The sequence below is a fragment of the Mycobacterium venezuelense genome (assembly GCF_054919535.1).
Genome location: NZ_JBONDW010000001.1, coordinates 100473 through 112118, shown reverse-complemented (window position 1 = coordinate 112118; position 11646 = coordinate 100473). Strand labels below are relative to the sequence as shown.

General features: G+C 65.7%; 12 protein-coding genes. 1 reads left to right on the top strand and 11 read right to left on the bottom strand.

The features are described 5' to 3' along the window. Positions 1–26: 26 nt before the first annotated feature. The gene (locus ACRCUN_RS00475) at positions 27–716 is read left to right on the top strand and encodes a demethylmenaquinone methyltransferase (protein ID WP_462139700.1); all 690 of its coding nucleotides are present in this window, start codon (positions 27–29) and stop codon (positions 714–716) included. Positions 717–784: 68 nt separating this feature from the next. On the opposite strand, the gene ACRCUN_RS00470 is transcribed toward ACRCUN_RS00475, so the two are convergent. The 11 genes from ACRCUN_RS00470 to ACRCUN_RS00420 form a co-directional block, all read right to left on the bottom strand. Next, positions 785–1465, bottom strand: a complete 681-nt coding sequence (locus ACRCUN_RS00470) for an oxygenase MpaB family protein (RefSeq protein ID WP_462140096.1) — start codon at positions 1463–1465, stop codon at positions 785–787. Positions 1466–1500: 35 nt separating this feature from the next. Next, on the bottom strand, positions 1501–2406 hold the full coding sequence (locus tag ACRCUN_RS00465) for an oxygenase MpaB family protein (RefSeq protein ID WP_462139699.1): 906 nt from the start codon (positions 2404–2406) through the stop codon (positions 1501–1503). Positions 2407–2421: 15 nt separating this feature from the next. Then, positions 2422–3033, bottom strand: a complete 612-nt coding sequence (locus ACRCUN_RS00460; protein WP_462139698.1) for an Rv1363c family protein — start codon at positions 3031–3033, stop codon at positions 2422–2424. Then, positions 3030–4253, bottom strand: coding sequence for an MlaD family protein (locus ACRCUN_RS00455; RefSeq protein WP_462139697.1), 1224 nt, complete (start codon positions 4251–4253; stop codon positions 3030–3032). Before ACRCUN_RS00455 ends, ACRCUN_RS00460 begins: the two co-directional genes overlap by 4 nt. Continuing rightward, complete coding sequence (locus ACRCUN_RS00450) at positions 4250–5308, bottom strand: MCE family protein (protein ID WP_462139696.1); 1059 nt, start codon at positions 5306–5308, stop codon at positions 4250–4252. The genes ACRCUN_RS00455 and ACRCUN_RS00450 overlap by 4 nt, the downstream gene beginning before the upstream one ends. 5 nt (positions 5309–5313) lie before the next feature. Next, the gene (locus tag ACRCUN_RS00445) at positions 5314–6417 is read right to left on the bottom strand and encodes an MCE family protein (RefSeq protein WP_462139695.1); all 1104 of its coding nucleotides are present in this window, start codon (positions 6415–6417) and stop codon (positions 5314–5316) included. After that, positions 6414–7469, bottom strand: coding sequence for an MCE family protein (locus tag ACRCUN_RS00440; protein ID WP_462139694.1), 1056 nt, complete (start codon positions 7467–7469; stop codon positions 6414–6416). The genes ACRCUN_RS00445 and ACRCUN_RS00440 overlap by 4 nt, the downstream gene beginning before the upstream one ends. Then, complete coding sequence (locus ACRCUN_RS00435) at positions 7469–8515, bottom strand: MCE family protein (protein ID WP_462139693.1); 1047 nt, start codon at positions 8513–8515, stop codon at positions 7469–7471. The genes ACRCUN_RS00440 and ACRCUN_RS00435 overlap by 1 nt, the downstream gene beginning before the upstream one ends. 61 nt (positions 8516–8576) lie before the next feature. Further along, on the bottom strand, positions 8577–9941 hold the full coding sequence (locus ACRCUN_RS00430; RefSeq protein WP_462139692.1) for an MCE family protein: 1365 nt from the start codon (positions 9939–9941) through the stop codon (positions 8577–8579). Next, on the bottom strand, positions 9941–10798 hold the full coding sequence (locus ACRCUN_RS00425) for an MlaE family ABC transporter permease (protein ID WP_462139691.1): 858 nt from the start codon (positions 10796–10798) through the stop codon (positions 9941–9943). The genes ACRCUN_RS00430 and ACRCUN_RS00425 overlap by 1 nt, the downstream gene beginning before the upstream one ends. After that, on the bottom strand, positions 10795–11607 hold the full coding sequence (locus ACRCUN_RS00420; RefSeq protein ID WP_462139690.1) for an MlaE family ABC transporter permease: 813 nt from the start codon (positions 11605–11607) through the stop codon (positions 10795–10797). The genes ACRCUN_RS00425 and ACRCUN_RS00420 overlap by 4 nt, the downstream gene beginning before the upstream one ends. Positions 11608–11646 lie beyond the last annotated feature (39 nt).

Below are 11646 nucleotides of genomic sequence, written 5' to 3'. Positions count from 1 at the left end.
GGAAGTTCACAGGTAGCGTCGGCGACGTGAGTCGAGCCAGCCTGGAGAAGAACCCCCACGAAGTCGCGTCGATGTTCGACGCCGTGGCGCGGCGCTACGACCTGACCAACACCGTGCTCTCGCTCGGACAGGACCGGTTCTGGCGCCGCGAGACCCGCTCGGCGCTGCGTATCGGGCCTGGTGACAAGGTGCTCGACCTCGCGGCAGGCACGGCCGTTTCGACCGTCGAACTCGCGACGTCGGGGGCGTGGTGCGTGGCCGCGGACTTCTCGGTCGGCATGCTGGCCGCGGGGGCAGGCCGGCCCGTGCCCAAGGTGGGTGCCGACGCGACACGCCTGCCGTTCGCCGACGGGGTGTTCGATGCCGTCACCATCAGCTTCGGGTTGCGCAACGTGGTCGACCACGTGGCGGGCCTGCGGGAGATGGCCCGCGTGACGCGGCCCGGTGGGCGCCTGGTGGTGTGTGAGTTCTCCACGCCGACCAATCGGATGTTCGCGACGCTCTACAAGGAGTACCTGATGCAGGCGCTGCCGCGGATGGCGAGCGCGGTCTCGAGCAACCCCGACGCCTACGTGTATCTCGCCGAGTCGATCCGCGCCTGGCCGACGCAGACCGAACTCGCGCGCCAGATCGGCGATGCCGGGTGGTCTCAGGTCCGCTGGCGCAACTTGACGGGTGGCATCGTCGCGCTGCATGCGGCGACGAAACCGTCGTAATTGCCGGCGCCAGGGGCGGTGTGTCCTCGCCGAACCCCGGCCCGCGTGTGAAGCGCCATGGCGACAAATCAGCCGCGCGTATGCCTTGTGACGCGGGTAAGGCCAACGAACATCCGCAGTGCCCGCCGGTCCGCCGGCGATGCCGCCACGCCCGTCAACTCCAGGGCCCGGGGATGCTGCATCGCACGGATCGCGCGGGTGGGCACGATGCGTACCCACCAATCGGTGGGCCGGAAGATCTGCTCGCGAAACAGTTCGAAATGCTCGCCCGCCGACAGCTGGCTGTGGCACTGCTCTTCGAAATACGCGCGGAAGTCGGGCCAGTTCGCCGGCATCGGCCGCGTCGAGATCCCGTAACGCCGGTACCACGCGCAGCACTGCTGGTAGAGCTCCTCGTGTTCGGTCGCGTCCAGCGGCCGTACGAACGTGTTGATCATCGTGACAAGGGTTTCCACGTACGTCGCGTGCTGGAAGTGGAACACGTCGGGGTTGAGCGCGTGGTACTTGCGGCCGGCGTGATCGCGGCCCTTGACGTGTTCGTGCGCGAACCGGATGTGTGGCCGCATGTCGGTATCGACGTAGGCGATCCTGATCGCCTGGGACACGGTTCGCTTCTTGTGCAACCAGATTCGCTCGTGCATCAGCGCATGTTCGGCGATGCCCGCCGCGATCGTCGGGTGCAGCAGTTGCAGGCACACCGCACGGGGAAGCATGAACAGATAGCGGCGGTCATCGAGGTAGCGCCACAGCAGCGTGTCGGGGCCGAGCCCGTCCGCGGGCCGGCTCAGATGATCGCCTTCTTGCGCCGGATGCGCCTGCGCAGGTCCTTCATCAGCACCGCGTAGTTGCCGTTGCGCAACGACTTCGGGATGAACCGGTTGACGAACGACACGAACAGGAACAGGTGCTCGAATCTCCTGCGGTCGGTGTCGGTCCATTCGAGTTCCATGACGTCGCGGAACACCGGCGCCAGGAATCCGATCGTCAGGAACCGCAGCAGCGGGGCGAGCATCTTGCGCATCGGCCAGTTGATCATCCGCAGCTCCACCAGCACCATGAGATAGTCGCGGACGAACGGGGTCATCTGGACGCGTTCGCAGGCAGTGTTCCAGTAGGCGTCGAAGTCGGCGCGGGTGGCCGGCCATTGCTCCTCCAGGACCTGCAGCGTTGTGCCGATCGGCATCGCGCTCTGGTAGAACGTCTCGGCCTGCTCGTCGGTCATCTTCCCGTACAGCAGCTGGTGAGTGTCCTCATAGAAGATGAACAGGCATGCCGCCACCCATAATTGGAGCTCGCGGTTGAACGCGTTGTACCGCACGGGGCTGTCCTCAGTGGAGCGCACCTGCCGGTGTGCGGTGTTCACCGCCTCGCGAAACGCCGCGCGTTCCTCGTCGGTGCCGAGAATCGCGACGGCCAGGTATTGCGCGGTGGTGCGCAGTCTCTTCCACGGGTGGTGTACGAGACTGCCGGATTCGACGCGGCTTTCGGCAACCCCATAGCCGACCTCCGGCCAGCTCATCTGCATGATGACGTTGGCCGCGGCGCCTGCGGCCGACCAGAAGTCCAACGCGTCGGTCAGGTCGACCTTCTTGTTCTTGTTCCACCGCGGCACCTGCTGCGTGATGGTGATCCTGGTCTCGGCGGTGGTCAACCGTGGCGGCGCGGCCAGGTCGACGTATGTCATTGGCATGGCGGTCCTTTCGAGTCAGACGGTTTGCACGTCGTTGACGATCCAGCGGTCGCCACTGCGCAGGAGGCTGACCACCATCCGGTACTTCTGCTCACTGCCCTGCGGCGCAGTGACATTCGTGACGTGCTGATCGACGAACGCGACGACGGTTGCGGTGTCCCCGTCGAGGCGGTCGACCACGACGTGATCGGCTGTCGCCGTCGCGACGCCCTTGCTGGTGACCACGATGTCGCGCAGCGCCTTGACCATCTCGTCGTACTTGCTGGCGAACTCCGGTGTGGAGTTCGCGACGATGTACTCGCGATTCGCGTCGAGCTTCTGATAGTCGAAACCTGCCATCGCGACGAGGTAGTCGTGCGAGGTGGCCACGGCCGCGGCGCGTAGCGCCTCGGTCTGGCGGTGGTGATACTCACCGACCGACAGCACAACAAGCGTTGCCACGCCGGCCACCGCGACCAGGCCGACGACCGCTGCGATGAGCCGGCGGGGGATTCGGCGCCGCGGAGCGTCCTCGTCATCGGGCGTTTCGGATACCGGATCACCTTCCAGCACTTCGTCTTCGGGCACGGGCCGCTCCAAGGTCAGTACCGCGTCACTGCGGACGTCGTCGTCATCGGGATTGTTCACTGGGGGCCGCCTTTCAGAATGCTGCGCCACTTGTAGACGAGTTGGGCGAGGGTGGGGATCTTCACCGGGTCGTTGACCACCTCGGGGCCGATCGGGTAACCGGGGGTCTGCGAGTTCTGCAGGCCGAGGTCGTTGGGCCGCGGGGCGTTGATCGCGCCCCGCATGAGCATGTCGGGCCCGGGCGGGCAATACATCACCAGATTGGGTGCGGAGGGGCTCACATCGCCAATGGCGCGTCGGTCCACGTCGTAGTTGCATACCGGTCCCTGTGTCGCGATCAACGAGAAGTCGGCGCGAGTCTGTCCCGTCGCGTCCTTCTTGACGATTGAGGTCAGGTCCTGCAGTCCCTTCGGGATCGCCGACAGACCCGCCTGCAGCGACTCGCTACGGTCCCCGATGATGGGAGTGACGGTCGCCAGGTTGGCCAGCGTGGCACCGAACGTGCCCTGGTAGGTGTCGAGGACACGTTGCAGCGAAGCCAACTGCGCCGGTGAGCGATCGGCCAGGTACAGGAAAACCGGCCCGCTGCCGTCGAGTTGGGTTGCCAGCCGTGAGCTGGCGGCCATGCCGCGCACGAACGTGTCGCTCTGCCCGGCCATCGTGGTGACCAGTTCGGCGGTGCCGTCGATCAGCTGCTGCAGCTGTCCGGCCTGGTTCCTGACCCGCCGCGAGATGTCGGCTCCGTTGTCGATGAGGGTGGCCATGCTGGGCCCCAAGCCCTCGAACGCATTCGACAATTCCGTGCCGACCTGCTGGACCGCTTGAGCATCAATACCTTTGACGAGCTGTGCGGTGTCTTGCATGATGCGGTCCATCTGCACCGGCTGCCGGTCGGCGGGCGCGGCGATCCGGTCACCAGAGCTCAGGTACGGCCCGGCGTCGGTCTGCGGCAGAATGTCCACGCTCTGAATTCCGGCTGCGGTGCCCATGCCGACGGTGAGGATGCTGTCGCGTGGTATGCGGGTATCGGGGTCGATGGACAGGCGCACGAGCGCGGTGCCGTCCGGGTCCAACCACACGTCGTCGACCGTGCCGACCTGCACGCCGCGGACGGTGACGCTGGTTCCCGGCGTCAGGCCAAGGGCGTCGGTCATCGTCGCGGTCAGCGTCATCGGTGTCCGGAACCCCTGTGGGCCCGCCACGAAACGGATGCCGAACGGCACCACGATCGCCGCGATCACGGCGAAGATCGCCAGCTGGACCAGCACGAGCCGTTTCAATTCAGGCCTCCCGACAGGAATCCGTCGAGTGCCACCTCGCCGGTGATGGGCGTGCCGTTGACGATCAGCCCGCCCGTCAGGAGCTTGTCGATCGTTCCGGGGATGTCCAGGGCGCCATCGAACATCAGGTAGTCGCCTTTGACCGACTGGCCGAACTTGTCCATGAAGGAGTTCATGGTGGACAGCGTTGCGCCAAGCCGGTCGTTGAACGTCCCCAGCATGCTCACGACCGTGCCGGCGTCGGTCACCATGGCGTTCAGGTCGGCGGAGGACAGGACGTTGTTGGCGGTGGCGGCCAGCGCGGTGGTCGAGGCGAACAGCGTCTCAAGCTTGGCGCGCTGCACGTCGAGCATCGCCACCACTTTCGGTACCGCATCGAGATAGCCGGTGACCGAGTGTTGTTCGCGATCGAACTGGTCGGTGATGTTGGCGGCCAGACTGATCGCCTGGTCGAACTCACCTTGGTGTTCAGCGGCTTTCGCGGTCAACAGCGACATCGAGTCGATGAGCCCGCGCACCTTGTCGGCGCGCCCGCCGAACGCCTTGTCGAGTTCGGCGACGATCGTGGCCAACTGGTCGACTCCGCTGCGGCTCAGTAGGGCGCCGAATGTCGCGAGCGCGCTTTCGATCTGCGGTCCCAACTCGGTCTGGCTGGGCGGGATCACATCGCCGTCCCGCAGCGCCCGTTGCGGGGGGTGTGCGGGCGCGGTGAGCCGGACGAACGGATTACCCAGTGCCGAAGGGAGTTCGACGCTGGCCATGGTATTCGCGCTCAAGCCGCTCGCATCTCGCAGGCTCAGGTGCACCGACGCGCCGGAGGCGGCCAGCGTCATCCCGCTGACCCGGCCGACGACTTTCTGGCCGTTGCGCACATCGGCACCGATCGTGATGCCGTCGGCGGTGGGCAGCACCACGGTGACGTCCATCGTGTCCCCTGGCGCCGAGCGGCCGACCGGAAGATCCTGAATCCCGATGTCGCTCAACGCCCATACCGATACAGCTGCGATCGCGACCGCGGCGCACGCGGTGGTGCCTCTCAGTGTTGGTCTGCGCATGGACGCTACCTCGGGTACTTCGGGTTCGGGGGCGGGGTGTTGCCGGTGACGGCCGTGACGATGCCGAGTGGATCGGAGCGGCTGATCGGGTACGAGATCGGATTGGTGATGCCTGCCCCAACGCACATCGGCAGCATGTGCCGGTCACAGAAGTTCTGTGCCGCGGCGAACTGGGTCAGCACGGTCGACACGTTGAGCCGGATTCGTCCGCGCCGGTCGGGGCCGATGGTGTTGGACAGGTTCTGCATCATCAACGGCACCAGGTCCATGAACTCCGCGAGTTGCGGCTGCTTGGCGGTCAACACGTCGCCGACGGCATTGAGGTTGGCGGCGATCGTGCCGAGGTCGTCGCCGTGCTCGGCCACGAACGTATCCACCTGGTCGAGAACGACTTTCAGGTCGGCCATCGGCTGGGTGATGTCGACATTCGCGTCAGCCCAGCTTCCGCCGACCTGGCCGAGCTCGGTGACCATCTGGTTGAGCGACACCTGACGCTGATTGAACGCGGCCATCAGGGTCGTGAGGTCGTCGACCACGGCGCCGATGTCTTCGGCGCGGGCCCCGAGCACCCCGGTGGCCGAACTGAGATTGCGGATCGCCTCGTTGAACTGCCTTCCCTGATCGCGCCACTGCTCAGCGCCACGGGACAGCACGTGGCCGATGTCGCCCTGCTCGGGCCCGATCGCCGATGTGAGCGTGCTGATGCTGCCAAGCATGCTGTCGAAGGTGATGGGTGCGTGGCTGTGCTCGACGGGTATGACGTGCCCGTCGGCCAGCGTGGGTCCCGATCCGTTGTAGGCCGGGCCGAGTTCGACGCTGCGGTCGCTGATGAGCGCCGGGCTCAGTACGTACGCGTCGACTTCGGCAGGCAGCGTCACATCGTCGGGGAGTGTCATGGTGACGCGGACGGTGGTGCCCTGCGGCTTGACGTCGGTGACCCGCCCCACCGGTACGCCGAGCACAGTGACCTTGCTGCCGGCGTAGATGCCGTTGATGTAGCCGAAGTCGGCGTGCACCGTGCGCGCCCGGTCGGTGCGGCCGAACACGTACCAGCCGGCCGCCCCGATGCACAGGGCGACGATCAATCCTGCCGCGATGTTGCGTCTCACCGGCACTCCCGCTGAACGTTCAAGAAACACAACAAGTTGTCCGGCATCACCACTGACGGCGAGTTGACGTCGGCCCAGGTGCCGTTGCCGGTGGCGTTGGTCACCGCGCGGATCGCCGGCGGCATTTGCACGAGTGTCTGATCGATTTTGTCGGCGTTGGCTTTCAACGTGTTCGTGATCGCGGTGAGGCTCGTGATCAGTGCGCTGAAGTCCTCCTGCTTGGCGGTGTAGACGGCGGCGAGCTGATGCACGATCGCGCTGAGATTGTTGACGATGTCGGTCAGCGCCTGTCTGCGCGCGGCCAGCGCCGCAACGATGTACTGCGCGTTGGCCGCCGTGTCGGCCAACGAGTCGGTCTGCTGGATCAACATCTCCGACAACGAGCGCGAAATCCGCAGCATCTCGTCGACCTTGTCTCCGTTCTCGGCGAATGCCGAAGTGGCAGCGCTGATTCCGGTCAGAGTCTGGCCGAGCTCGGCGTTGTTACCAGGCATCGATTCGGTCAGCGTGCTCATCATCTCGGCCAGCGGCTGCTGCTCGACGCCCGCTGCGGAGTCGGCGGCCTTACGACCGACCTCGTCGAGACTGTAGGGCACCGTCGTGCGGGCCAGGGGGATGACATTCGAGTCCTGGCCGTTGATGCTCCCGGCCGGCATCACGTCCAGGAATCGCTTGCCCAGTACCGTGCGCAGGCGCACCGTCACGGTGGTGCGGTTGCCGAGTGGCTGCGCCTTGTCCAACCGGAATGCCACCCGAACGTGGTTTCCGGCCAAGGCCACCTGCTCGACCCGCCCGGCGGGGACCCCCGCGACATACACCGGGTCGCCGCTGGTCAGTCCGCTCGCATTGGCCATTTCTGCGATGTAGGAATCGGTTCGGACGTGATAGACGAAGCGCGGGACGCCGATCGAGATGAGCATGATCGCAACGAGCGTGACGGTCCCGATCAGGCCGAGAGCCAACGGTATCGACGGGTTGTGCTTGCGTTGATCCTTGACGAACAAGAAGATCACCGCGCCGACGAACAGGTCGATCAGTTTGACGAGGAACATTACAGACACACCTCGGAATGCCGGTTACCGAAGATGTTGGCTTCATGCCTGGCGATCTTGATGGTGAAGTTACACAGGTACAGGCTCACGAAACCGCCGTAGCTCGATGCGCGGTTGATGGCGTCACCGAATTGCGGGAGCTTGCCGACGAGCTCGCTGAACTCGTCGCTGTTGGGTTCCCAGGTCTGCAGCATGGCCTTGAGGTTTGTGATGGTGTCGCCGTAGGACGTCGTGGACTGGTTGACCGTGTTGGCCAGGGTCGCGAGCACGGCATTGCCCTGATCGATGAGCGTCCCGAGCTGCCCGTCGCCGGCGACCACCGCCGCACTGAGCCGGTTGAGGCCGGTCAGCATCTCTTCCATCTGCGGTTGGCGGGTGTGCATCGTGCGCATCAACGTCGACATGTTGTCGATGAGCCGCGCGAAGATGTCGGAGTTGTTGCTCAATGCCGCTGTCATCGCCGCGATTTGGGTCAACAACGTGGTCAGGGTCTGTGCCTGCCCACTGAACGTTTCGACGAAGCCACGCGTCAAGGTGTTCACCTGCTCGGGTGCCAGCGCGTCGAACAAAGGCTTGAACCCGTTGAGCAGTGCGGTCAGATCGACCGCCGGGGAAGTCTGCGCCAACGGGATGACGCTCCCGGCAGCCAGATGGGCCGGTGGGTCGTCGGTCGATACGGACATGATGCCGCCGCCAGGATCGGACAGTGCCACGTAGCGCGCACCCAGCATGTCGCCGTACCGCACCGCGGCCCGCACATCACTGGTCAACGTGTAGTCGGATTTCACCTCGATACCCACGTCGGCTCGGCTCGTGCCGTCAGCGTTCGCGGCGAAGCGGATGGAATCCACCCGCCCGATCCGGATGCCGTTCATGGTCACCGGATTTCCGACGTTGAGCCCTTCGACACTGGTGAACTCGGCGACATACGTCACCGTGCTGCCGCGCACGGGCACCGACAGCGTGTTTGCGACGAGCACCGCGCTGGCCACACCGGCCGTGCAGAACGCGCCGAGCTTGGCCCAAGCCCACGACCTCTTCCTCATGCGACGGCCTCGCAGACTCCGCCGCCGCATTCCCTGCCCATGATTCGCTCGCAAGCTTCGCTCATGCGATCCGCACCTCCGTACCACGCACCAGCGGCCCGAGCATCACCACGGTGGCGATGTTGGGCGCCGCGGTGGGCGCGCCCTGCGGCGGCACCAACTCGTCCTGCAGGACTGCAAGCGCATGCGCTTCCCCCTCGGCGTCGACGATCGCCGAGGCGGGCGCGGCTGCCGTCGGGATCGGTGCTGATGCGGGCAGTCCCGGACCGGGCGGCAGCGACGTGTGGGTCGGCAGGTGGGGTGCCGGCGCAGTGAAGGGCTCCACCGGCAAGTCGGCGGCAGGCAGTGCCAGCACGTCCGCGGGTGGGCTCGAAACCACGCCCGACGGTGCGGATTCCGCGCATCGGGAGCCTGACATCGTGCCGTAGACCGGACAATCGGCCGTGGAGTACGGCATCGGCCCCGCGAATGTGGCTACCGCGGTGATGTTGAACTTGCCGGTCGCGAACACCTGGCCGCCCGCCTCCCCGAAAGCCTGGGCCCCGGCCAGCGTGTCGACGAGGCCGAGTGGCTGTGCGGCCGTCGTCGCCAAGATCTTGCCCGCCGCGTCGACCACGGTGATCAAGTGCTCGCGGTGGTCGGACAGGAACGACGTGAGCACCGACCCGAGGCGCGCGAAACCATCCATCGCCGAGGCGAACTGCTGCTGATCGTTGACCATGCGGTTCGACACGGATGTCGCGGCCGACAACGTCGAGATGATGTCGGGCGTGGCGGTGTTCAGTGCGGCCATCACATCGCGGAACTGTGGTGTGGCGTCCAGAAATCGGGTGAGCGACGGTGTCAGCACCTGGGTTGCCGCGCTCAGATCGTCGATGGTCGAGCCGATTTCATCGCCGCGGTGGTTCAGGGACTGGCTGATCGCGGTCAGCGCGACCTGCATTCGTTCCGGCTTGATCTGGGAAAACAGCTCGACGATCTTGGTGAAGACGTCGTAGAGGGCCATGGCATCGGGGCTTTTGTCGACCGAAATCGTGTCGCCGCGTTCCAGACCGGCCGTCGACCGCTCGCCCTCGGAGTCGACGAGCTGCAGATAGATGTCACCGAAGAACGTGCGGGGAACGATCCGGGCCACGACCGACGACGGGATGATCGGCAGCGCGTCGGGTTGGATGGCCAGGCGCACCCGCGACATCTCGGTGCCCGATTCGATGTCGGCGATGCGGCCGACGTTGACCCCGTGATACCGAACGGGTGACTGGCTCGTGATCAAACCGGCCGATACCGGCACGCCGACGAAGATGTCGGCAGTTCGTTCGAGATTGCCCGAGGCACGTGCCACCAGCACCGCTGCGATCGCCACGGCGACAACGACGGCGGCCGCACCGCGTACCGCGAGCCAGCCGCGGGCGGTCTCGCCCCGCATCAGATGCCCATTCCGGGGATCTCGGGGACCAGACCCCACAACGCGAATGTCAGCAGCACGTCGAGGATTCCGACCGCGAGGATCGCGGTGCGCAGCGCCCGGCCTGCCGCCTGGCCGACTCCCGCCGGTCCGCCCGACGCGAAATAGCCGTAGGTGCAGTGCACGAGCGCCACGACGATCGCGAACACGATCGCCTTGATGCCGGAGTACAGCAGATCGCTCGGACCAAGGGCGAGGTGGAAGAAGTAGTCGTAGGTGCCCGGTGAGGCGCCGTTGAAGAACACCACAACGGTGCGGGTCGACAGGTAGCTGGCTAGCAAGCCGATCATGTAGATCGGGATGACACATACGACCGAGGCCAGCACCCGGGTGCCGACCAGATAAGGCACCGACCGCAACGCCATCGCGTCCAGTGCGTCGATCTCGTCGGAGATCCGCATCGCGCCGATCTGGGCGGTGAAACCCGTTCCGACCTTGGCCGCCAAGGCGATTGCCACCACAACCGGCGCGAGTTCGCGCGTGTTGGCGATCGCGGCCAGCATGCCTGACAACGTGTTCATGCCGACCAGGTCGAGGCCGCGCTGTGTCTCGACGCCGAGCATCATCGCCGCTGCCAGCGACATGGCGAACACGATGCCGATGGTTCCGCCGCCGGACAGCAGGGAACTGCTACCGAACGTGACCTCACCGATCTGGTTCAGCGTGTGCTTGCGGTAGCGCACCAGGGCATACGGCAAGGAGGTCAGCACCTTGACGTAAAAGCTCACGTGTTGGCCTACGACGGTGAGTGCGTGGTAGCCGGCAGTCGCGGGTGCCGAGATACGGTGCAGCGCAGCGCTTGTGGTGACGCTCGTCATCGATAGCTACCCACGGCCGGTACGACGACGGTGTAGAGCGCCGACATCGTGGTGTTGAGGATGAACACCAGGGCGAAAGCCAACACCACGGCCTCGTTGACCGAGTTCGCGACGCCGCCGGGACCGCCCTTGGTGTGCAGACCCTTGAAGGTGGCCACCAGTGTCGCGGTCAGGCCGAAGACGGCCGACTTGATGAGTGCCATAACGAAATCCGAAACCTGACCGTACTGGCTGAAGGTCGCCAGGAAGGTACCGGCCGGCAGCTCCTGCACGCTGATGTGGTACAGGTAGCAGGCCATCACGCCGCCGAACGTCACGATCGAGCAGAGCGCCAGAGCCACGATCACGGCCGCGACCAAGCGTGGCGCGACCAGGCGTTCGATCACGTCGAGGCCCATGACCTCCATCGCGTCGATCTCTTCCCGGATCGTGCGGGAACCCAGATCTGTGCAGATCGCGGAGCCGGCAACACCCGCCATCATCAAGGCGCACACCAGCGCAGCGGCCTGGCCCACGATGATGAACGCCACCACCGCGCCGGAATACCCGCCTGCGCCGATGCGGCCGGCCAGCTCGCCGACGGACACCGCGATGAACACCCCGATCGGCATCATGAGCAGCAGCGCGGGCCCGGTGCACACGCGACCGATGAAAAGGGTCTGCGCGACAACCTCATCCAGCACCAGGCGCCGACGCGCCACAGCCGTGAATACGCTCACGATGGCCTGCACTGCGAAGCCCAGGATGTAGCCGCCCTGGACCATGACATCGCGCACCGGCCCTTTGGCCGCCGGCAACTCGTACGTCATCGCACCCTTTCAGCCCATGGGGGTGCCCGACGTACTCAG